The sequence below is a fragment of the Ruegeria sp. YTSC325 genome, assembly GCF_059609525.1.
On sequence record NZ_JBXWLY010000011.1, the window covers coordinates 78,210 to 100,007 of the forward strand.

The following is a 21,798-nucleotide window of genomic DNA, read 5'->3' on the forward strand; positions in this document are numbered from 1 at the left end:
AATAGATGGTCTATATCAAATGGGCATTCATCATCGTCTTCTGGGGGCTTGTTGCCTCGGTTCTGGAATACACCCTGCCGCAGCAGGATGTGGTGCGGATCGTCAAGACCGAGGTGCGGCGCGTCGATTTCGGTGAGAACTCGATCTTCTGGGCGCAGCAGGACACCGGGCAAGAGGGCGCGCAGACCGTCAATCGCGATGTGCGCTTTGTGGAAACCTTCCGCCCCAATGGCAAACCGCGTGTTTACCGCAATGAAGATACCGGTTGGGGATGGCCACCTTACTTCAAGCTTGATAGTTCGAACCTGCAGGCCGAACTGACCAATTTGGTCTCGACTGCGGATAACCCTCAATGGGTGGTGCTGCGCCATTACGGCTGGCGTAATCAGCTAATGTCGATCTTTCCAAATGCTGTTTCTGTTCGCCCGGTCGATAGCCCCGATGTGCGGCTGATCCCTTGGTTCAACATCATTTTCCTGACCGTCTTTTTCGCGATCGTCTGGGCCATATGGGTGCGTTGGCGCAGGTTCCGCGCGGCACGAGTCGATCCTGTGATCGAAAACGTCGAAGACGGGTTATACGCCGCCGGGGATGCGATTGGAGAGCAAAGCAGCAGGTTCAGGAAGTGGCTGGACAGCTGGAAATCCAAGTAATGCCCGTTCTTCTTTCGGAAAAGGTAAGATGGGGCCCATGGACCCGCCGCACCCTTAACGCACTACAAATTCCGCGTGCAATGCCCCAGCGGCTTTGATCGTTTTCAGAATATCGATCATGTCGCGGGGGGAAACGCCTAGTGCGTTCAGGCCGGCAACAACCTCTGATAGGGTTGTTGCCTCGGGGATTTCGGCCAAACCAGTCCCTTCTTCTTCTTCGATCCCGGCGATCGTTCGGGGGACAACAACTGTTTCACCACGCGCAAACGGGTTGGGTTGTACTGCAATAGGTGCTTCTTCTACCGTGAGGGTCAGGTTCCCCTGCGAGACTGCAACGCGCGAAATGCGGACTTCTTGACCCATGACAATCGTGCCAGAGCGCTGATCCACGACGACGCGCGCTTTGGTTTCCGGCTCGACCAGAATGTTTTCGATCCGACCCAACGCATGCGCAGTCGAGATCGACTGTGTCGCGGCAATGTTCAACTCCACCGTGCCAGAATCTCGCATGATGGCAACGGGGCGATTAAATTCCGTGTTGATTGCAGACTCAATCCGGCCAGCAGTAGTAAAATCCGGCTCTCTGAGCGCCAGCCGCATTTGTGTCAGTGACGAAAGGTCAAAATCAATCTCGCGCTCGACCCTCGCCCCAGAGGGGATGACGCCAGAGGTTGGAACCCCGCGCACGACAGACGCGGCTTCGCCCTCGACAGCGGCACCACCTGCCAGAACGGTGCCTTGGGCGACCGCATAGATCTGACCGTCCGCTGCGTTCAAGGGCGTCATGATCAGGGTGCCTCCTAAAAGACTGTTGGAATCCCCGATGGCTGAAACCGTCACATCAATCTCGCCACCGACCCTGGCAAATGGTGGCAAGCTGGCGGTTACCAACACGGCGGCCACGTTCTTGGGCCGAAAATCCTCACCGTTCACGTTCACGCCCAAACGTTCGAGGATGTTGGACATGATTTCCTCGGTGAATGGGGAATTGCGCAGCCCATCCCCGGTTCCGTTCAGGCCAACCACAAGGCCATAGCCGACAAGGTCATTTCCCCGAACACCATCAAAGTCCACTAAGTCTTTCAACCGGATCGCTCCGGCCGAGGCCAGGCCAGGCAGCAACATCAAAATGAAAACCAGAACTCTCATCTCAGGAAGTTCACCAGTGACAGGTTCGCGTTGCGAACGGTTACGGAATACAGGCTTTCCAATTGAAACTGGACTGTCTGCAACTGCGCAGCGGTTTGATAAGGGTCCGCGGCAATCAGTTCGTTTCGACTGAATTCAAGGCTTGTCATTGCTGCGCTGTTGCGTGTTGCCGCCTGATCAATTCGGGCTTCTGCTGCGCCGACCAGAGCGCGCAGGTTTACTGTTTCATTTTGCGTGTTGGCCAGATCGACACCCAACTGCTTGAACAGCGCGGTTCGTTGATCGCGGGGTAGGTTCAACGCGTTATCCGAAACCAGAGCAGCGACAGCGATGTCCCTGATCGCGGCCTTCAGCGCCGGGTCGGTCGCAGTTACCGGTATGTTGACGCTTTCATTCTCAGAGATTTGCATCGCAGAAAGCGTTGCCGCCGAACCCTGGTAAATAACCGCGTCAAACCCCGTAGGGTCATTGAACCAGTCTTCCGCCGCCTGCTGAATATCTGTTGCCGTGACCAACCCGGTCAACTCGGCCTCAAGCGCTGTCAGAAGGGTGTCTGCGGTCGGCAAGGGTGAGACATCCGTTGCTGTGCCTGAAAACAGACTGCGCCCCCCGGCACGGGTGTTCAGTGCTGACATGATCGTGTCCAGCTCATTCCTTGCCAGTACCGAAGCGTTTTCGTGGGTAACCGCTTGATTGGACGTGCCAAAAGACAAAAGTGCAGCGGTTATCTCTCCGACCGAGTCGTCAATCGTCGTCAGGCTTAGCTGCATGGCATCGGTGAACAAGCTGGCCTCGGCAGTTGAGACTTTGAACGCCTCAAGCTGTGACAGACTGCGATCGAGATCAAGCAGATGAGAATAGTCCCCGTCCAGACGGCCACTGACGTCCTGCACTTTGCCCGTTGACATTTCGTAGGACAGAGTTTCGATCTGGGTTTTGATTTCGGTTGCGCGGCTTTTCAGAGTGAGGCCGCGCGCCAAATCACCTATAGATGTCAAAGTCATGATCACAACCTCAGCAATGTTTCCATCAACTCATCCACGACCGAGATAAGCCGCGCGTTCGCTGAATAGATCTGTTCAATCTGGATCAGACGCTGAAGCTCCTGATCCGTGTCCACGCCTTGTTCTGCTTCGATCTTGGTCATCTCGAGCTGGGCGCTATTGGCGAAAGCCAGACGTTGACTGGCCGTGTGCGCATTCGCACCGGTCCTGGATAGAAGCGCCTCGGTCAGGTCGGATGCGCGCATGTCTCCGGTCCCGAAAGGGGATCCGGCTACCGGTCGCGCTTGCGATAGAGCGGCCCCGAACGCCTGCAATTGCGTGGCGTTTCCGGGGTCTCCGGGGGTTATTGCCCCTAGGCCTGCGCGCAATTTCCAGCTTTGGCCGCCGTTGTCAGGATCGACAATGGAATTCAGGTTAATCCGCGAGGCCAGCCCGGCAGGCGCAGTCGGATCAAAACGATTGCCTTCATCAGTGAACAACCCTGGATCGGTGGCCAGCGCCGTAGGGTCCAGACCCGGTGTTTCAAACCGCTCGATCAGATCGCGCGCGACCGTGTCCAGATTACCCTGGGCCTCAACAGCAAGCTCATCGCGGCTTTCGAACTCAGCGGCAAGAGCACCCCCTATGATCTGCGCGTTGTCACCGCTGGTGCGAACCGGGTTTCCGTTCATCTGCAGGCCCGACAACAAGCCGTTTGCCACAGTCATATGGGGCTTGGTCTCGCCAGTTGTGGTGAACGTAAACTCGGCTGCTGTACCTTCAAGCAAGATCAACCCTCCATCCGAGTAGATGGACACCTGATCATTGGCCCGAGGCACAACATTAACTGGAATAACCTCGTTGACTTGATCGATCAGAACCTGCCTTTGGTCCAGCAAGGCTCCAATCTCACCACCGGCGTATTTGACGGCGGGAATTTTGGCATTCAATGCCTCAATGTCGGTCAACGTCTGGTTCAGCCTGTCGATAAATCGACCAATTGACCGATCCGCGTCCGACCGCAGATCACGCAGCCCTTCCGAGGCAGCATTCAGACTGTTTGCGAGATCACGACCCGTGCGGGCAACCTGATCCAGACGCTCTGACGAGTCGGGCAGACTGGACGCGGTGATCAAGGCGCCGTCGAAATCGGCCAGACGGGCTGCAACGGATGTGGCGTCATCCGGGGTGCCGACAAGTCCCTCCAATCTGCTGTGAAAACCTGAAACGGTCGATTGACGTGCCAGTTCGGCATCTGCGGTGCGGCGGTTGGCTGTCAGCACAGGATCCTGGTTTCGAACCACGCCGACGGTTCTAACGCCATGGCCAGAAATCGTGTTCGTCGTCAGTTCCAAACTTCTGCGTGCATAGCCGGGCGTTAGCGCGTTGGCGATGTTCTCGGACACTACCGAGGCGCCGCGGCTGGCGGCCGTAAGACCGCCAATGGCATTGTTCAGGGCCGTCGACATGTTCATGGCACGGGTCCTTTCGCTGGGTTAGCGCCGAAATCAGCGTTTGATATTGGTGGTTTCCTGCAGCATCTCATCGACCGTCTGGATGACTTTCGCGCTTGAAGAGTAAGCCCGCTGCGTTTGGATCATCGAGGTCAATTCGGTCGCGACATCGGTGGTGGATTCCTCGCGCGCGAAAGAAACCAGATCACCCGTCGGACCTTCACCCGCATTCCACAAAAAGAACGTGCCGCTTTCGCGCGACGGTGCATAGGTTTGGCTGTCCAATGCCGTCAAGCCGTTGGGATTTGGAACATCTGCCAACGGAATCTGGAACATACGGCGGCTGACGCCAGTGTCATAAAACGCGTAGACATAGCCATTCTCGTCGACCTGAACACTGGTCATCGTTCCCACAGCTGACCCATCCCGAGTGATCGAAACCGGCGCAAATGTATCCGACAACTGTGTGATACCATCTGCGTCGCCGATCTGGCCGATATTAACCTCCATCGGGCCGCCCGCCGTGTTCACCACAACGCTGCCGGTGGCAGGGTCATAAGCACCGCCCGAAACTGCCGTGACGCTGGCAAGGGTGCCGCCTGCTGTCCGGCTGTCGGTAAAGGTCAAAGTATACTCCCCGATCACAGCGCCGCCCGAAGCCGAATCGCGCATGATCATGGTCTATTCGTTGCTGGATCCTGTTGCGGGAACGGTGGGCACCAGTTCGATATCGATGCTTTCCGATTTACCCAGATTGTCAAAATATTCGACGGGCAGAGGTTGGCTGTCCCCAGATGCCCCCGCATCGGTTGCGGTAGCAGGCAAGTTCATACGCAGGTTCATCTGCGTGGTTGGCGCGCCAGACAACTGATTGACACTCAGTTGAATGGGTTCCAGCGCGGCGGGCGTGTCCCGTGGTACTGCCGGGATGGACCCGTCAGGATTTGCCCGCCAGCCTAGCAAAACCAAACCGGATTCGGTGACCAGATACCCTTCTTCATTGGTGCGAAACGAACCGGTTGTGGTCAACAACATCTCGTTCGAACCACCCGCGATCTGGGAACTGGGACGCACCGGTAACATCCCACGCCCGCGTACTGCCAGATCAGTCGAGTTGTTCGTCGTTACCAGCGAGCCGCGCTGGTCGATCAGTCGCTGGCTGGTGGTGCGCACACCGCCCGCCGAATAGCTGCCGCCTTGGCCAGACGTGACCATGGAATGAAAATCAGTTTCAACCCGCTTGTACCCAAATGTGGACGAGTTGGCGATGTTGTCGGAAATCGTTGCCAACCGATTTGCATTGGCATTCAATGCAGCCACGCCAGCATTCAATGAAGATGAAATAGTCATGGGCACGCCCTTCTGTTGCGTCAATCCTTGATGCAACAGCTAACGCGCTGGGCCTTAACAGCGCGCTAACAGGTAAAATGCGTCCTATCCTTTCCTATCAGGAATTGCGCAGGAAGATGATCTCGATCCTGTTATTGCGCGCCGCCATCGGGTTCTCATCATGTAATTCGCGATCCGCGTGACCGGTAACCCGATCCAGCCGAACAGGTGGAACACCTTTATCCTGAAGCATCTGACGCACTTTCTGCGCCCGAGATGTCGATACTGTCCAAACCGGATTACTGGCCACCACGACCGGAGACGAGCCAACGTGACCCTCAACCGCGATATCATTGGTCACAAGGTCCGAAGAACGGGCAACCAATAGCGCCAGAGCACGCATGATCGCAGTCGGTGTGTCGCTGCCCGATTCGAAAAGAGGTTGATCCTCAGTGTCGAACAGTTCGACCACCAACCCTTCATCGGTCAGGCGCGTGACAATGTGTTTCAGCACCTTGTCCGAGACCATGCTCTCTCCGGTTCGTCCCATAAGGCGCGCTTCAAGGGTCGAGAACTCCTCGGTGCTTTGCTTGCCCCCTTCATTGGCGACACCGATCGACCCCCGTGCCTGACGGGCGGCGGTGGGGCTGCGCTGACTGGCACCCGAGCCATCCATGACCATGGTCAATTCCGAGAACATATTGTTGCCGCCAAAGGCCCCGTCGCCTCCGCCCGAGACTGGATTCACCGGAATCGTTGGCGAGAAATAATCCGCCAGCCCTTTGCGTTGTTGTTCCGTCGTTGCATTCAGCAGCCACATCAACATGAAGAACGCCATCATGGCCGTGACAAAGTCGGCATATGCCACTTTCCACGCGCCACCGTGGTGGCCATCGCCACCTGACACACGTTTCTTCTTGATGATGATTGGCGCCGCATTGGATTGCGCACCCATCTCCACCACCTTTTCTATCACCCGACGACAGGGGTAGCCGGGCAGGTCTTAAGGTGGGCTTAACACTTAAAACTGTTCGGATTTCACTGTCGCGCCAGCGTGGACCCGGCCCGTCGCAGGATCAGCTGCAGGTGGTTGAAGCTGTTCTTGATCCCATTTGATTCAGATTTAGCAAAGAAAGCATCCAGTTCCTCATGCACCCGCACGGCCTGATCCAGTAGCGGGTCCGCGCCCTCGGAATAGAGCCCCGCCTTGATCATCACCTCGGATTGTTCATAGCTGCCGACCAGCTTGCGGGCCTCGGCGATCATGCGGTTTTCATCCTCGGACGCGGCACCCGGCAGGCTGCGCGAGACTGAGCGGCTGAGGTCGATGGCCGGGAATCGCCCGCGCTCGGCAATTTCGCGGCTCAGGACAATATGGCCGTCCAGAACGCCGCGCAGAATGTCGGCCACGGGTTCATCCATATCCGATCCGGGCACCAGAACACTGAACACGGCGGTGATATCGCCCTGATCCGCCGCCCCCGGTCCGGCCCGTTCGCACAGACCGGCGATCAGCGGCGTGACCGACGGAGGGAAACCGCGCAGGGACGGGGATTCGCCCATGGCGACGGCGATTTCGCGATGCGCCTCGGCAAAGCGGGTCACCGAATCGGCCAGAAGCAGGACGTTCAGCCCCTGATCGCGTAGATACTCGGCCACGGACATTGCCGACCAAGCGCAGCGTCTGCGCGCCAACGCCGACTGATCCGAGGTCGCGGCCACCACAATCGACCGTTTCATCCCCTCGTGCCCCAGCGCGTGTTTGACGAATTCATTCACCTCGCGCCCACGTTCACCGACCAGTGCAACCACCACCGCATCCGCCTGCATCGACTTGGCGAGCGTGGCCAACAGCGTCGACTTGCCCACGCCCGAACCCGCAAACAGCCCAACGCGCTGCCCTTGCACCACCGGAAGCATGGTGTTGAGCATGGCCAGCCCGGTCTCCATCCGTATGCCCAAAGGTTTTCGGGCCACGGCGAGGGGCGGGGCCTGCATGATGACGCGCTCCTGCGTACCAGAGAGCAGAGGTTTGCCATCCAGTGGTTTCCCGAACGGATCGATCACCCGCCCCAGCCAATGCATCCCCGGCGCAAACTCAGGCGTCTGCTCTAGAATCACCCGGTCGCCCAGACAAACGCCATCAGGTGCGGCGGTGGGCATCATGTGGATCAGGTCCGATTCGACATGCAGCACTTCTCCGGCCAGATCGGGGCCGTTGCGCCGCCGCAGGGTCAGGTGATCGCCGATCCGTGCTTGCCCTTCAAGTCCTAGAATTTCAACAACTCCACGCGTCACGCCGGACACACGCCCCATATGGCGCACGGCGGAAAGACGGTCGAATTCGGATTTCAGAAAGCTTGGGTCGAGATCGGACATCGTGGGTTCTCCAACGGGTTTCTGAAAACGGTTTCTAAAGGAATCGGGGTTAAGCCTTGATTGAAATTGATCGAGGGAGAAGCCCCGATGTTCTATGACCTGAACGTCTTTAAGACAGCGCACGCAATGGCAACCCATGCCGGGCAACGGCAGGCGGTAATTGCGCGCAACATGGCCAACGCGGATACGCCGGGCTACCAGCCCCGCGATCTTGAGGCCTTTCAAAAAGCATTTGAAATGACCGGGCGCGGGGCTGCGATGACCGCAACGCGCGCCGGGCATTTGAACGGCAACAACGCGTCGCAGCCCTGGGCCGAATATGACGTCGCGCCTTCGGGTGATCCCAATGGCAATGGTGTGTCCGTCGAGGAAGAGATGTTCAAGGCGGTCGAGGTCAAGCGCCAGCATGACCGCGCGCTGACCATCTACAAATCCTCGGTGAACATCCTGCGCACTAGCCTCGGTCGGTCATAAGGAGGCAACCAGATGAGTGATTTTTCCCATTCCCTTGCCGCCTCGACCAGCGCCCTGCGCGCGCAATCGGCGCGTCTGCGACATGTGTCCGAGAATATTTCGAACGCCGATACGCCGGGCTATCGCCGCAAGACCGTGCCTTTTGAAACCGTGCAGAAAGACGGGCGCGAGGTGGTGCAGGCCGGGCGGGTCAAGCTGGACCGCCGCGACGCGTCGCGCGTTTACGACCCCGGTCATCCGATGGGGGATGAGACCGGCCATTATAGCGGCTCGAATGTCGATCTGATGATCGAGATCGCCGACGCCCGCGAGGCACAGCGCAGTTACGAAGCTAATCTCAAGATGTTCGACCAGACACGTCAGATGTCGTCGAGCCTGATGGAACTCCTCAGAAAATAAAGGACACCAGAATGGATATCCGAGCCCTCAATGCTGCCCAGAACTATGCTGGCGCGCGCTCTGCAACGCAGGCCGATCCCGATCACGCCGGAATGGCGCAAGGATTGCGCAGTACGTTTCAGGATTTCGCCGCGATGTTGAAACAGTCCGAGGCCATCTCGCATACCGCGATGACCGGCCAGGCTGATCCGCACGCGCTGGTGCAGGCGCTGGCGCAGACCGAACTGGCGGTCGAGACGGCCGTGGTCGTGCGCAACAAAGTGGTCGAGGCCTATCAGGAAATCCTGCGGATGCCGGTCTGACGCGATGCTCAGCGAAGGTCTGTTCTATGACATCGTGCGTCAGGCGCTGTGGGTCGCGGTGATCACCTCGGTCCCGATCCTGGCGGTGGCGCTGGTCTCGGGCCTGATCGTGGGCCTGTTCCAGGCGCTGACCTCGGTGCAGGAGATGACGCTGACCTTCGTGCCCAAGCTGATCGCCATCGTCATCGTGTTTTGGATTTCCATGGGGTTCATGACCCAGACGCTGGTGACGTTTTTCACCACAACCCTTGTCCCTCTTATCGCCGGAGGTCGCTGATGGATACCGCCTATACCACCTTGTCCCGCCAGTCGGGGCTGATGAACGAAATGCGGCTGGTGGCGAACAATATCGCCAATGCCAACACCACCGGATACCGCGCGCAAGGCTTGGTGTTTTCCGAATTCGTGCGCGACATGCCCGGCAATCCGTCCTTGTCAATGGCGCGGGCCGAGGTGCGCAACACGTCATTGCAGCAAGGGGTTCTGACTGAGACTGGGGGCGATTTTGATTTCGCCATCGAAGGCGATGGATTCTTCATGGTCGAAACTCCGGACGGCAATCGATTGACACGGGCAGGGGCGTTCTCGCCCAGCGCCGAGGGAGATTTGGTCACGATGGATGGCCACCGTGTGCTGGATAGCAACGGCGCGCCGGTTTTTGTACCCCCCGACGCGGCCTCGATCGACGTCGGCAGTGACGGCACCCTCAGTATTGAGGGGCAATTGCTGGGACAGCTTGGTGTCTACCGGGTCGAAGATCCCAAGTCCCTGGTACGCGAAGGCAGCACGCAGTTCCGCAGCGAAGGCGACGTAGTGCCGATCGAAGAGCCGGTGATCGTTCATCGCTTTCTCGAAGGGTCCAACGTCAACGCGATCGAACAAGTGACACGGCTGGTCGAAATCCAGCGCGCCTATGAGCTGGGCCAGAGCTTTCTTGAAACCGAAGACGAACGGGTGCGGGGCGCGCTCAAAGCGCTGATGCGCTGACATTGGAACGGAGGATCTGACATGCGAGCATTGAAAATTGCAGCGACGGGCATGACCGCGCAGCAAATGCGGGTCGAGACGATCTCGAACAAACTCGCGAACATGAACACCACAGGCTACAACGCCCGCCGGGCTGAGTTTGCTGATCTGCATTATCAGCAAATGGCGCGCGCCGGATCTGTGAACGCTAATGACGGCACAGTTCTGCCTACGGGCATTCAACTTGGCCTTGGCGTGCGGCCTGCTGCCGTCACCGTACAATTGGCGCAGGGTGCTTTGTCCGCCACCGGTAGCGATCTTGATGTGGCTGTGGAGGGGCGCGGCTATCTGGAAGTCACGTTGCCCAATGGCCAATCGGCATTTACCCGCGATGGCAGTTTGAAGCGATCTGCTGAGGGGCTGATCGTCACCTCGGACGGGTTCGCTGTTGCGCCCGAAATCACCATTCCAGACGATGCAAGATCGATCTCGATTAACGCATCGGGCGAGGTCTATGCCTATTTCGACGACGCGCCAGAAGGTCAGCTGTTGGGTGAATTCACATTGGCCAGCTTTTCGAACGCCAAAGGTCTGGAGGCGATCGGCAGCAATCTGTTCAAAGAGACCGAGGCTTCGGGCGCGCCCGTAGTCGGCACTCCGGGTGAGGACGGATTGGGCACGTTGCGGCAAGGTTACCTCGAGGACAGTTCCGTCGACGCCGTGCGTGAGGTCACCGAACTGATCGAGGCCCAGCGGGGCTATGAAATGAACGCCAAAGTCATCTCTGCTGTTGATCAGATGATGGGCGCGACGACACAGGTGCGCTGATGCGGACATTTCTTTTGATCCTTGCCCTGGTGGGGCCCTCTGCGGCGCTTGCCGATATCGTCGTACCAACCCGCACAATTCGCGCGAAAGAGATCATCGCGCCCACCGACCTTGTCACCAAGGAACAGGATGTTCCCGGAGCGGTTGCGACCCCGGATATTCTGGTGGGACAGGAAGCGAGAGTGGCGCTTTATCCCGGTCGCCCCATTCGCGCGGGTGACTTCGGCCCACCCGCACTCGTGGACCGCAATGACCTGGTGGTTCTAGTTTTTGACCGCCAGCCTCTGTCAATCACTGCCGAAGGACGCGCGTTGGGGCGTGGGGCAGTTGGCGACCGGATCCGAGTGATGAATCTGTCGTCCCGAACCACCGTGACCGGTCTCATCCGGCTCGACGGTCAAATCGAGGTAAAATGATGTCAGGACTTGCCAAAACAGTTCTTTTGGGCGCGCTTGCTTTGTCGGCCTGTGGCCGCGTGGATCATCTGGGCAAACCGCCCAGTTTTACTCCGAACGAGGATTCTCCGGAACATGTCGCGATGCTCTGGCCGGGTTTGCCACTGCATACTCAACCGCAGCGGCCTGTTGACCAATCATCGCTTTGGACCGGGGGGCAGAAATCGCTTTTGGGGGATCAGCGCGCCATCAAAAAAGGCGATATCTTAACTGTTGTCATCGAACTTGACGAAAAAGCTGAAATTTCGAACGACACGAACCGGTCTCGGTCCGGGTCTGAAAATCTTGAGATACCGGGTCTGTTTGGCCTGCCGCAGAGGGCGCTGGAACAACTGCCTGAAGGGGCGTCTCTGGATGAAGCGGTTTCGATCGATTCGGCGTCGTCCAGTCGTGGGAAGGGCTCGGTTAAACGCAAGGAAAAGCTGACATTGCGGGTCGCTGCGACTGTTATCGATGCGCTTCCCAACGGTGTGCTGGCCATTTCCGGTTCACAAGAATTGCGAGTGAATTTCGAACTGCGAGAGCTGCTGGTCACAGGCTATGTGCGCCCGCAGGATATCTCGCGACAGAATGAAATTACCTATGACAAAATCGCCTCGGCGCGCGTGTCTTATGGTGGCCGTGGCCAGATTACCGACGTCCAGCAGCCCCGCTACGGGCAGCAGGTCCTCGATACACTTTTGCCGTTCTGAGGTCGCGCTTTGATTAAGAAACTTCTTCCAGTTATTTTTCTGTTGGTTGGTCTCGGTGGCGGTATCGGCGCAGGCGTCGTTCTGTCACCGTCGGACGAGGTAAAGCCAAGCGATGCAAAAAAAGCGGACAAAGCCGACAAGACCGAAGCAAAAGAAAAAAAGAAAGACGCCAAATCCAAATCGGCTGACAAGAAAGGCAAGTCAGGCGGGATGGAGTATCTGAAGCTTACCAAACAATTCGTAATTCCGGTTGTCGAGGCCGAACGGATCTCGGGCATGGTTACGATGTCACTGAGCCTTGAAGCGGATGGCGGGATATCCGACAGTTTTTATGCGATTGAGCCCAAGCTGAGGGATCGTTTCCTGCAGGTCTTGTTCGATCACGCCAACATGGGTGGATTTGATGGCAACTTCACCACCTCTGATAATCTTGATTTATTGCGCAAGGCTTTGCTTGAGGTGGCGCAGAAGGATCTTGGGAAAAGCGTTCAAAACGTGCTGATTACGAGCGTCAACCGACAAGACATCTGAAACCGGGCTAATAGGTCTGTTTCTTGCCGAGCGCCAAACGGCGTTCGGCTTTTTGCATTTCGGACAGTCTTTCTACGGCTTGTTGCCGCCCGAATGCCAACCGCAAAGCATCCATCGAGGCAAGCTTTTGCGCCGTGACGCGAGCAAGTTCCATGTTCAGTTGACGCCGCGTCCGGGACTCCCATCCACTCCACAAGACGTCAGTACCGGTCACTTGGTATCCTTTGGTTTGTCCCGCGTCGACGCGCGATTTCTGGACCTGACCGTCCAGCCGTGACAGCTGTTGCTTGATCCGCGCTTCCTCTTCGAGCACAGGTTTCAGGTTTTGGTATTCCTTCTGAAAAGCGGCCTGGGTCGCCGCGCTGATATCCGCATATTTCTTTGATTTCATCTGATCTGTTCCTTCGCGCGTTTGCGCATCGTTTCGGCAAAGCGAATGGCAGCGGCGACCGGGCGGTAGAGTTCCTCCGGGATTTCCTGACCGATCTCGACGGTGGCGTGCAATGCCCTTGCGGTTGGCGGATCAGAATGGATGGGGACACCTGCCGTCCCGGCAGCCGACCGGATCGAGGCCGCAACCTCATCCACACCTTTGGCCACACAAACGGGGGCAGATCCTGTTTTGCGGGACCATTTCAACGCTACCGCAAAGTGGGTTGGGTTCACGATCACCACATCTGCCCTCGGAACGTCAGCCATCATCTGGTTTGTGGCAATGTCCTGAGCTCTCTGCCGCCGTTGTTGTTTAACATGGGGATCGCCTTCGGCATCTTTGGTTTCGTCCTGGATTTCCTTGCGCGACATGCGGTTCTTCCGGATGTGCTCGGCATATTGCCAGAAATAGTCCACGGCTCCGATCACAAGGGCGATCACTACGACGATGAAAAGGAATCGAAGCAGCAGGTTTATCATCAACAATAAGGATGATTGTACCGGTGCAGCGCTTGCCGACAGGATATCGTCCAGGTTTGCACGCAAAAACAAGGCGAGGCAGGTTCCATAAATTGTCAGTTTTACAAAGCTCTTGGCGAATTCGAACAGGCCTCCACGCCCGAACTTGTTCTTGGCGTTGGACAGCACCGAAACGCGCGACAGTTTGGGTTTGAGTTTGGTCGGTGCGAAGATCAGCGCGCGCTGGGCGATCAGGCTGAGTAGAACGGCCGCAGCAGGTAACGCAAACAGAACGGAAACTGCGGCGAGGGTGGTCTTGAGCATACCGCCGACAGGGTTGACGGAAGGGCCTTGGACTAACAGACCTGAAAGGTCGTCTGCTTGATCAATCAGAACGACAAAGACGGTCCCAAGCTGTTGCACACCGTATTGGCCCGCGGCCAACATTGCCAAAAGAAATCCGGAATATGCGGCAACGACAGACAGGTCATTGGATTTTGCAACCTCGCCCTTTTCGCGTGCCTTCTGCAGCTTTTGCGGGGTTGGTTCAAAGGACTTTTCGCTTTCGTCGTCACCAGCGCTCATCTGGTGGCCCCCAACGGGTTGGCAATGAATGCGAACAGGGCGTCCGACCACACAGACAGGATCAAGGGTGTTCCGGAAAAAAGAAGAAACAGGCCCGCAAATGTGATCGCAGGCGCACCGACGAAAGCGACCATGAGTTGGGGCATGGCGCGGTTGATGACGCCAAGCGCGAGGTTATAGATCAGTGAGGCAATCACAAATGGCATTGCCAGGCTAAAGGCCAGCGCAAAACTCTGGGCGATGTTGCGAACGCCCCAGTGCGAGAGATCCGATGCCGCAGGCGCGGTGCCCATTGGAAACAGCATGTAGCTGTGTATCAGAAACTCGGCTACACGGACATGCAGACCAAGCAATACCGCAAGGGTCAACCCGGCAAGCGTCAGCATGTATCCCATGGCCGGAACAGGATCGGCTGCGGCTACTCCGAGAATTTGGGAAAGGGAGGTGGCCTGCGCTGCAATAGATCCCGCAGTTTGCAGGGCCAGCACGAACAGACGCAGCCCCAACCCCAGAATCATCCCGACCAGAATTTCCGTTCCGATAAGTCGGACAAGAGGCAGCAAGCCTGTTCCACCTTCAGGGGACGGCGTGGCTGGGCTGACCACCAATGTAAAAGCAACCGCGATGGCAAGTTTTACGCGGGTTGGGATGCTTCGCTCTCCAAATGCTGGCAGCAAAGAGACCAGTGCCGATACCCTAAGAAACACGGCAAAAAGGTGCCAAAGCCCGTCCCCCAACTGGGGCAATAGCTCGGGCGGGAGGGCGATCACGCGGGAACCGTTCCAACAAGGGCCGGTCGCGCTTCCAGACCGATTTCTTCAAAAGACAGGACCGGGTTGGATATGCCGCGGGCGTGCATGATCGTGCGCAATAGCCTGCGTCGCCGGGTCGAGGTCACAACTGCGGGGAACAGCCCGTGATCGGCGGATTGCGCGACGCTGTCCACGACACCATCGGCCAGTTTGTTGAACAGGTTCGGCGGCAAAGCTACGTCCAGACCGGCATTGGGTGCGTCGATCTGGTAGGTGACGAATGTGTCCTCCCATTCTGGCGCCAGCTGAATCAGGGGAATCGATCCATCCTCGCGCTTCATTTCGGCGACCAGTTGAAAGCCCAAGCGTTGCCGAACCAGTTCGCAGATACCTTCGGGCTGGGTGGTGGTCAGGCGCGCCTCGGCCACGCTTTCCAAAATCAGGGCCATGTTGCGAATCGAGACCCGCTCGTCCAGCAACAACCGCAACACCGCGTGCAGCGTGTCGATGGGCACTTTATCCGGTATCAACTCATCCAATAGTTTGCGGTTGGCCTCGGCCCGAACAGGATCACTTAGCTTGGTCATTTCAGACAGCAGGCGGCGCAGGGATTTCAGCGTCAGCAGGCGCGAGAAATTCTGCTTGATGATCTCAAGCAAATGAGTCGCCAGAATCTCTGGTGGAGAGACGATGGTGGCACCACTCATTGCAGCGGCTTCTTGATCTTTGGGCAAGATCCAGCGGGCGGGTGCACCATAAACCGGCTCGGTCACGTCATTGCCGTCGGGCAACAGGTCATGTCCGTCTTGTACCAGCGCCAAAACCAGATCGGGGTTCAGAACCCCGCGCGCCTGTTCGACGCCTTGAACCTTCACCACATAGGTCCCCATGGGAAGATCCGCCCGGTCAGTCAGGCGAATGTCCGGAAGGATCAGCCCGAAGGTTGAGGCGACATAGGTCCTCATATTGGCGATCCGTGCATCAAGACCGGTACCGGGGTTCAGAACCATGCTGACAAGGTCGGGCGCGAATTCCAGATGCACATCGTCCAGGTCGAGAATGTCCGCAATGGCCTGTGAAACGGGTGTGTCTGTATCCGGTGTCGGAGCCATCGCCGCATCGTCAGCCGCTTTTTGCTTTTGGTAGACGCTATATGCGGTGTACCCCAAGACCCCGGCACCGATGATGAAGGGCAAGAACGGTAACCCCGGCACCAGCGCAAACAGAACCATCAGAACTGCAACGGTACCAAGCGCCGCCGGGTGGCGGCCAAGCTGCGAGAACAACGCGCTGTCGGTTGCGCCCTGCGTTCCGCCACGCGCCAGCAGCAGCGCGGATGCGATCGAGATGATCACGGCCGGAATCTGCGTAACCAGCCCATCGCCTACGGTGAGAATCGCATAGGTTTCAAACGCCGAAGAAACCGGCATCCCATGGACGATCACCCCCATGATCAGTCCCATCACAAGGTTCAACAACGTGATCAGCAGACCCGCAACCGCGTCTCCTTTGACGAATTTCGATGCACCATCAAGTGAGCCGAAAAAGGTAGTCTCTTGCTGTTCCCGTTCGCGCCTTTCCTTGGCCTGTTGATGGTCGATGGCACCGGCGGACATGTCGCTGTCGATGGCCAGTTGCTTGCCCGGCATCCCGTCCAGCGCAAAGCGCGCGCCGACTTCGGCCATGCGGGCGGCGCCCTTGGTGATGACCATGAAATTCACGATCAGCAGCACGCCGAATACCACGAGACCCAGAAAGATGCTGCCGCCCATGACGAAGTTAGCAAACCCCTCAATCACGTCGCCCGCGGCGTTGGGGCCGGTATGGCCCTGACCAATGATCAGCTTGGTTGAGGACACGTTCAGCGATAGCCGCAACATAAGTGAGGCCAGCAGGATCGTCGGGAAGGATGAGAAATCCAGCGGCCGCTCGACAAACAGGGTCAGCGTAAAAATCAAAATGGCCAACGCGAACGAGGCGGCCAACCCAACGTCCAGTACCCAGGCTGGCATCGGCAGGATCATCATCACGATGACCGTCATCAGAGCCACTGCCAGCAGAACGGTCGGGGAAAACAGGGAACGGGCGTCGATCTTGGGCACGCGAGGCTCCTAGTTGAAGGAAATGAAGGCAGAGGCAGATCCGGTCGCCGGCATCAGCGACCCAAGCGCGCCAGCGGGCGCTTGATCGGCCCGCAGCGGGATCAGCGGAGACGCCGATCCGGTAAACGGATCGCGTGACGCGATGGCGCGTGTTTCGTTGTAGTCCAACTGCGCCAAGACACGCTGGAACCTATCAGAATAGGTCTGTGCCAAATGGGGTGTGCGCGAGTGGTATGCCCCCGCAGCCGCGGTCCACGAGCCGAGCTCAGCATAAAGATCTTTCAGGAACCGTGCGGCGTAAGTGGCGTTTTCATCGGGGTCAAACATTGCGTCGATGGACCGGAACGCCTTGCCATGCCAGCGGTAGTTGATCTGGAAACATCCAATGTCAAAGCTGCGTTTTCCTGCCTTGAAGATATTGAAAACATAAGACTTTGCCTCAAACTCGGATTTGAACCAAAAGCCCTTTCCTTCGACATTGATGGCCCATGGCCAAGGCGAAAGCCGTCCGTCAATGGCGCGGCCTGTTTCAACGCGTGTTATGGCGTGCAACACCTCAAGCGGGACGCCTTCGGACGTAGCCGCACGCTGGGCGGCCCGATCGCATATGTCTGCGGTGTGGGGGTTGGGCATGGCGAGCGCCTGTTGACCCACGCAAAGCGCAAGCGCCAAAAGTCCAGGTATCGTTCGATGGGGCATTCTGCCGGTCCGGGATTCTGATCAATCCGGGTCAGGTTAGCTGCGGCAGGGTTTACAGAGGGTTAGCGCCCAATCATTTCCGGTCGATCCTGCGGCCAAAAACAACGCTGGTATTGGTGCGCAGAACACCGGGGATTTTAGCCAATTCGTCAACCAGAATGTCCAGGTCCTCGATTCTGGGGGCTTCGGCGGACAGAAGCAGGTCAAACTCGCCATTGATTGAAAGACACCGCTTGACCTCGGGGTAAGCCTCAAGCCGTTTGATGATGCGGGTCGTCTCTTTCTGTTGGACTTCCAGCATCACCACGACCTGAACTCGCGGGGTGTCTTCAGCCTTGTTCAGCACAACGGAATACCCTGCAATGACTCCGCTTTCCTCCATCCGCCTGATCCGCTCATGCACGGTTGTGCGTGCCAACCCAAGTTTGGCTGCGATCTTGGTAGTTGATTCCCGCGCGTTGTGTTGCAGGGCGGCGATGATACGACGGTCCAGTTGATCCATAACGCCAAGGTGTAAGGCAGAGTGGGGTGCAGCCTCAAGGCTTGGGCGCATCTTTACCTGCGGTCCCCTCGGGTGATTTTTCAGGCCACAGCACACTGACAATGACCAGACCAGCAAACGCAGCAATGGTCATCCAAGTCAGCGTCACTGCCGTGCCTTTCGTTGTCATTAGCCAACCGGCCAATGGATAAAGCATCAGCCAGCATAGATGTGACAGCGTAAACTGCGCGGCAAAAACGGCCGGGCGGTCTTCTGGTTTCGCGGATCGGGACAGTAAGCGCCCGGACGGTGTCAGGGTGGACGAATACCCAAACCCAACGCAGGCCCAGATCAAGGCGAGTGTAGGGAGTGTCATCGGGAAATTGGCAAACAGATAAGCAGCCATGGCCATGAAAATTGTGCCTGTGGTGGCCCCGAACAGCATAACCGAGCGGTCCCGAAACCTGTTCAGCAAAGATGGCAGAGTGATGGCTGCCAGCATTGATCCCCCTCCGAATCCGGCCAAAGCCAGTGCGACTGCGCTTTCCGGTAACCCCATATCGGTGCGCACGATGACGACAGTGTTCACGATGACCATCGCGCTGAGGGCGGCAGCGGTCCACGTCAGGGCCAGCAGCGCCCGCAGACGCGGAGTGTTCAGGTAGATACGAATGCCACGGGTTGTGCGGTCGTAAATCCCGCGGGGCCGTGTCGGCATGGGCGAAGGCAAGGCGACCGAAACGACCAGCAGAGCAGAAGCGACAAAGCCCAAGGCGGTGCCCCAGAACAGGTTGTCGAAGCTGACGATAGTCAGCAAAGCTGCAGCCAAGGATGGGCTCAGGACACTTTCCATATCATAGGCCAGCCGGGACAGCGAAAGGGCCTTGGTATAATCCTGTTCGTCGGTCAACACGTCGGGGATGGTGGCCTGAAAGGCTGGAGTGAAACCGGCAGACGCCGATTGCAGGATGAAGATCAGCACATAGACCTGCCAGACTTCGGTTACGAAGGGCAGGAACACCGCGACGGCTGCGCGCACGATATCCAGCACAACAAGCATTTTGCGCCGATCGACGCGCTCGGCAAATGCCGCAGCCAGTGGTGCTACGGTGACATAGGCTACCATTTTGATTGTCAAAACAGTTCCAAGCACCAATGCTGCAGCGTCTTGTGCGAGGTCATAGGCCAGCAAACCCAAGGCAATTGTTGCCAACCCGGTTCCGGTCAAGGCCGCGACCTGTGCGGCCAGCAAGTGGCGGTAGGTTCGGTTGCGCAGCACGCTCAGCATTTGCGATACCTCGGGGTTTCCTAAGCGCGATATCAACGACACGGGGGTGGCCGCCATTTTCCAGCACTGGAACGCGAGGTCAAGAAACCCGCGCATATAGGCCGCGTTCCACGGATGGCGTTGAGTTTACGGATCAAACCGCCTATCTCGGAGGCGAAATCGCACAAAGGACAAGCTCGTTGGCCAACCATCTCTATAAAAACGACCTGCCGGACGGGTTGGACCTTGGCCCTGTCGTGGCCATCGACTGCGAAACCATGGGTCTGAACCCGCATCGGGATCGCCTGTGCGTGATCCAGATGTCGGGTGGCGATGGAAACAGCCACATCGTGCAAGTGGAAAAGGGTCAGACCAAAGCCCCGAACCTGTGTGCGATGCTTGAAAATCCCAATGTGTTGAAACTGTTCCACTTTGGCCGTTTTGACATCGCCGCGATGTACCATGCCTTTGGTGCCCTGGCCGCGCCGGTTTATTGCACCAAGATCGCCAGCCGTCTGGTGCGCACCTATACCGACCGTCACGGATTGAAAAACCTGTGTCAGGAGCTGATCGGCGTCGACATCTCGAAACAGCAACAAATGAGCGATTGGGGCGCCGAAACCCTGACCGACGCACAGTTGGAATATGCTGCCTCGGACGTTTTGTACCTGCACCGCCTGCGCGAGGCGCTGGACGAGCGGCTGGCCCGCGAAGGCCGAACGGAAATGGCTCAGGCCTGTTTTGACTTCTTGCCGATGCGTGCGAAACTTGACCTCGCCGGTTGGCCCGAAACGGATATTTTTGCGCACTCATGACCGATACCGAAGCTTTCCTGAGAACCGCCCGACAGGTCGTCACCGACGAAGCCCGCGCGCTTGACGTGCTGGCCGATAGCCTGAACGAAGATTTCGCCGAGGCCGTGCAGCTGATCCTGCAGGCGACGGGCCGTATCATCATCAGTGGCATCGGCAAATCGGGGCATATCGGCCATAAGATAGCGGCGACATTGGCGAGCACCGGAACACCCGCTTATTTTGTTCACCCGGCCGAGGCGAGTCATGGCGATCTGGGAATGGTGTCCAAAGGGGACGTTGTTCTTGCGATCTCGAATTCGGGCGAAGCGCCTGAACTGGCAAACCTTCTGGCTTTCACGCGCCGCTTTGGCATTCCGCTGATCGGCTTGTCCAGCAAACCCGAAAGCACGCTGATGAAACAAGCGGACGTGCATTTGCTGATCCCGTCGATGGGCGAGGCGTGCGGGTTTGGCATGGTGCCTTCCATCTCGACCACGCTGACGCTGGCGATGGGGGATGCGCTGGCGATTGCGCTGATGAAGTATCGAGATTTCAAGCCCGAGGACTTTCGCGCATTTCATCCCGGCGGCAAACTGGGTGCACGGCTTAGCACGGTGCGAGATTTGATGCACACGGGCAGTGCTTTACCGTTGTTGGCGTCAGACGTCGCGATGAGCGACGCGCTGATCGAAATCAGCCAAAAAGGCTTTGGCGTTGCCGGCGTGACAACGGCTGACGGGCAACTTGCCGGGATCATCACCGACGGGGACCTTCGTCGCCACATGGACGGTTTGCTGACCAAAACCGCAGTTCAGGTGATGACGGAAGACCCGACCACTATTGGCCCCGATGCGTTGGCAGAAGAGGCAGTGGCCATAATGAATGATCGTAAGATTACGTCCTTGTTCGTTGTCGAACCGGATGCGGACGGGCAGGCGCTGGGCCTGCTGCATATCCACGACTGCCTGCGCGTTGGACTGGGTTAAGAGGGCGCGACCGTGGACAGCCATTCACGCATGGTGCAATTCCTCAAGGTGCTGCTGCCGTTGGTGGCTATCGTGATGCTGTCCACCGTGTTCCTTCTGTCCCGCAGTATCGAAACCGACGTCAAAGTTCCCTTCACACAACGCGATATAGAAGAACGTCTGGCGGATCAGATCGTGACTCGGCCCAATTATCGCGGAACCACGCGCAAGGGCGAAGAAGTTCAGATTGAAGCAATCCAGGCCACACAAGGTACCGAGAACTCGGTCCCGACAGCATCCGAGTTCCGTGGGCGGCTGGGGCTGTCTAACGGGGGTATTATCACTCTGGATTCGAACTCGGGCATGATCCGTCCTGACAAGAACACTGCGACCTTCATCGGGGATGTGGTGATCACGACCACTGACGGAATCGAAGTGACCACGAATTTGCTGAACACCGCGCTGGACGAGATACGCGGCGACACTCCGGGTCAGGTCAATGGGACCGGGGTTATCGGAAATTTTTCAGCAGGTCGCATGACCTTTGGGACCGAAAAAAAGGACGGCCCGGTCCATATTATTTTTACAGACGGCGTGAAACTGATATACGAGCCGAAAAGAGCAGAAAGATAGCCTGTGTTCGATTTTCGAATTGCCCTTGTCGGAAT

The 21,798-nt window shown here is 57.7% G+C and carries 25 protein-coding genes and 1 pseudogene; 13 read left to right on the plus strand and 13 right to left on the minus strand.

What is annotated here, in order from left to right:
• Nucleotides 1-5: 5 nt before the first annotated feature.
• A complete protein-coding gene (locus AC2FF7_RS15850) occupies nt 6-653 on the plus strand; it encodes a DUF1523 family protein (protein ID WP_170353798.1) in 648 nt (215 codons plus the stop codon).
• Nucleotides 654-707: 54 nt separating this feature from the next.
• Here AC2FF7_RS15850 and AC2FF7_RS15855 read toward each other — a convergent pair whose 3' ends face one another.
• From AC2FF7_RS15855 to AC2FF7_RS15880, 6 genes and pseudogenes are all read right to left on the minus strand, one after another.
• A complete protein-coding gene (locus AC2FF7_RS15855) occupies nt 708-1,802 on the minus strand; it encodes a flagellar basal body P-ring protein FlgI (protein WP_480868726.1) in 1,095 nt (364 codons plus the stop codon).
• Nucleotides 1,799-2,806, minus strand: coding sequence for a flagellin (locus tag AC2FF7_RS15860; protein ID WP_480868724.1), 1,008 nt, complete (start codon nt 2,804-2,806; stop codon nt 1,799-1,801). The genes AC2FF7_RS15855 and AC2FF7_RS15860 overlap by 4 nt, the downstream gene beginning before the upstream one ends.
• 2 nt (nt 2,807-2,808) lie before the next feature.
• Nucleotides 2,809-4,260, minus strand: coding sequence for a flagellar hook-associated protein FlgK (gene flgK / locus AC2FF7_RS15865; RefSeq protein WP_496905926.1), 1,452 nt, complete (start codon nt 4,258-4,260; stop codon nt 2,809-2,811).
• A gap of 33 nt (nt 4,261-4,293) precedes the next feature.
• Nucleotides 4,294-5,589 (minus strand): annotated as a pseudogene (locus AC2FF7_RS15870) (flagellar hook protein FlgE).
• Between the two features lie 97 nt (nt 5,590-5,686).
• On the minus strand, nt 5,687-6,523 hold the full coding sequence (locus tag AC2FF7_RS15875; protein WP_496905927.1) for a flagellar motor protein MotB: 837 nt from the start codon (nt 6,521-6,523) through the stop codon (nt 5,687-5,689).
• Between the two features lie 83 nt (nt 6,524-6,606).
• Nucleotides 6,607-7,947 (minus strand): FliI/YscN family ATPase, encoded by a 1,341-nt coding sequence (locus tag AC2FF7_RS15880; protein WP_496905928.1) that lies wholly within the window; start codon nt 7,945-7,947, stop codon nt 6,607-6,609.
• An 87-nt stretch (nt 7,948-8,034) separates the two neighbouring features.
• Here AC2FF7_RS15880 and AC2FF7_RS15885 point away from each other — a divergent pair, with 87 nt between their 5' ends.
• Genes AC2FF7_RS15885 through AC2FF7_RS15925 form a run of 9 tightly spaced genes read left to right on the plus strand, consistent with a single transcriptional unit; the run spans nt 8,035 to nt 12,594 of the window.
• Entirely contained in the window at nt 8,035-8,421 is a 387-nt protein-coding gene (locus tag AC2FF7_RS15885; protein WP_480868780.1) for a FlgB family protein, read from the plus strand.
• Nucleotides 8,422-8,433: 12 nt separating this feature from the next.
• The gene (gene flgC / locus AC2FF7_RS15890) at nt 8,434-8,820 is read left to right on the plus strand and encodes a flagellar basal body rod protein FlgC (protein ID WP_496905929.1); all 387 of its coding nucleotides are present in this window, start codon (nt 8,434-8,436) and stop codon (nt 8,818-8,820) included.
• An 11-nt stretch (nt 8,821-8,831) separates the two neighbouring features.
• Nucleotides 8,832-9,122, plus strand: a complete 291-nt coding sequence (gene fliE / locus AC2FF7_RS15895; RefSeq protein WP_480868714.1) for a flagellar hook-basal body complex protein FliE — start codon at nt 8,832-8,834, stop codon at nt 9,120-9,122.
• A gap of 4 nt (nt 9,123-9,126) precedes the next feature.
• Nucleotides 9,127-9,399 (plus strand): flagellar biosynthetic protein FliQ, encoded by a 273-nt coding sequence (locus AC2FF7_RS15900; RefSeq protein WP_170353788.1) that lies wholly within the window; start codon nt 9,127-9,129, stop codon nt 9,397-9,399.
• Nucleotides 9,399-10,109, plus strand: a complete 711-nt coding sequence (locus tag AC2FF7_RS15905) for a flagellar hook-basal body complex protein (RefSeq protein ID WP_496905930.1) — start codon at nt 9,399-9,401, stop codon at nt 10,107-10,109. Before AC2FF7_RS15900 ends, AC2FF7_RS15905 begins: the two co-directional genes overlap by 1 nt.
• Nucleotides 10,110-10,130: 21 nt before the next feature.
• Complete coding sequence (gene flgG / locus AC2FF7_RS15910) at nt 10,131-10,916, plus strand: flagellar basal-body rod protein FlgG (RefSeq protein WP_496905931.1); 786 nt, start codon at nt 10,131-10,133, stop codon at nt 10,914-10,916.
• Nucleotides 10,916-11,332, plus strand: a complete 417-nt coding sequence (gene flgA, locus AC2FF7_RS15915) for a flagellar basal body P-ring formation chaperone FlgA (protein ID WP_480868710.1) — start codon at nt 10,916-10,918, stop codon at nt 11,330-11,332. The genes flgG and flgA overlap by 1 nt, the downstream gene beginning before the upstream one ends.
• Nucleotides 11,332-12,063, plus strand: coding sequence for a flagellar basal body L-ring protein FlgH (gene flgH / locus AC2FF7_RS15920; RefSeq protein WP_170755365.1), 732 nt, complete (start codon nt 11,332-11,334; stop codon nt 12,061-12,063). Before flgA ends, flgH begins: the two co-directional genes overlap by 1 nt.
• 9 nt (nt 12,064-12,072) lie before the next feature.
• Entirely contained in the window at nt 12,073-12,594 is a 522-nt protein-coding gene (locus tag AC2FF7_RS15925; RefSeq protein ID WP_496905932.1) for a flagellar basal body-associated FliL family protein, read from the plus strand.
• Nucleotides 12,595-12,601: 7 nt separating this feature from the next.
• Here the strand turns inward: AC2FF7_RS15925 and AC2FF7_RS15930 are convergent, their stop codons facing one another.
• From AC2FF7_RS15930 to AC2FF7_RS15960, 7 genes are all read right to left on the minus strand, one after another.
• Nucleotides 12,602-12,985 (minus strand): hypothetical protein, encoded by a 384-nt coding sequence (locus AC2FF7_RS15930; RefSeq protein WP_496905933.1) that lies wholly within the window; start codon nt 12,983-12,985, stop codon nt 12,602-12,604.
• Entirely contained in the window at nt 12,982-14,070 is a 1,089-nt protein-coding gene (gene flhB, locus AC2FF7_RS15935) for a flagellar type III secretion system protein FlhB (RefSeq protein ID WP_496905934.1), read from the minus strand. The genes AC2FF7_RS15930 and flhB overlap by 4 nt, the downstream gene beginning before the upstream one ends.
• Nucleotides 14,067-14,840 (minus strand): flagellar biosynthetic protein FliR, encoded by a 774-nt coding sequence (locus AC2FF7_RS15940; RefSeq protein ID WP_496905935.1) that lies wholly within the window; start codon nt 14,838-14,840, stop codon nt 14,067-14,069. The genes flhB and AC2FF7_RS15940 overlap by 4 nt, the downstream gene beginning before the upstream one ends.
• Nucleotides 14,837-16,924 (minus strand): flagellar biosynthesis protein FlhA, encoded by a 2,088-nt coding sequence (flhA, locus tag AC2FF7_RS15945; RefSeq protein WP_496905936.1) that lies wholly within the window; start codon nt 16,922-16,924, stop codon nt 14,837-14,839. The genes AC2FF7_RS15940 and flhA overlap by 4 nt, the downstream gene beginning before the upstream one ends.
• 9 nt (nt 16,925-16,933) lie before the next feature.
• Nucleotides 16,934-17,557, minus strand: coding sequence for a lytic transglycosylase domain-containing protein (locus AC2FF7_RS15950; protein ID WP_480868709.1), 624 nt, complete (start codon nt 17,555-17,557; stop codon nt 16,934-16,936).
• A 139-nt stretch (nt 17,558-17,696) separates the two neighbouring features.
• Nucleotides 17,697-18,176 carry an Lrp/AsnC family transcriptional regulator gene (locus AC2FF7_RS15955; protein ID WP_496905937.1) on the minus strand — a complete coding sequence of 160 codons (480 nt, stop codon included), beginning with the start codon at nt 18,174-18,176 and terminating at the stop codon, nt 17,697-17,699.
• Nucleotides 18,160-19,392, minus strand: a complete 1,233-nt coding sequence (locus AC2FF7_RS15960) for an MFS transporter (RefSeq protein WP_480868777.1) — start codon at nt 19,390-19,392, stop codon at nt 18,160-18,162. Before AC2FF7_RS15960 ends, AC2FF7_RS15955 begins: the two co-directional genes overlap by 17 nt.
• 179 nt (nt 19,393-19,571) lie before the next feature.
• Here AC2FF7_RS15960 and AC2FF7_RS15965 point away from each other — a divergent pair, with 179 nt between their 5' ends.
• Genes AC2FF7_RS15965 through lptC form a run of 3 tightly spaced genes read left to right on the plus strand, consistent with a single transcriptional unit; the run spans nt 19,572 to nt 21,763 of the window.
• A complete protein-coding gene (locus tag AC2FF7_RS15965) occupies nt 19,572-20,186 on the plus strand; it encodes a ribonuclease D (RefSeq protein WP_480868706.1) in 615 nt (204 codons plus the stop codon).
• Nucleotides 20,183-21,151, plus strand: coding sequence for a KpsF/GutQ family sugar-phosphate isomerase (locus tag AC2FF7_RS15970; protein WP_480868704.1), 969 nt, complete (start codon nt 20,183-20,185; stop codon nt 21,149-21,151). Before AC2FF7_RS15965 ends, AC2FF7_RS15970 begins: the two co-directional genes overlap by 4 nt.
• A gap of 12 nt (nt 21,152-21,163) precedes the next feature.
• Nucleotides 21,164-21,763 (plus strand): LPS export ABC transporter periplasmic protein LptC, encoded by a 600-nt coding sequence (gene lptC / locus AC2FF7_RS15975; RefSeq protein ID WP_170353775.1) that lies wholly within the window; start codon nt 21,164-21,166, stop codon nt 21,761-21,763.
• The last annotated feature ends 35 nt before the right edge of the window (nt 21,764-21,798 follow it).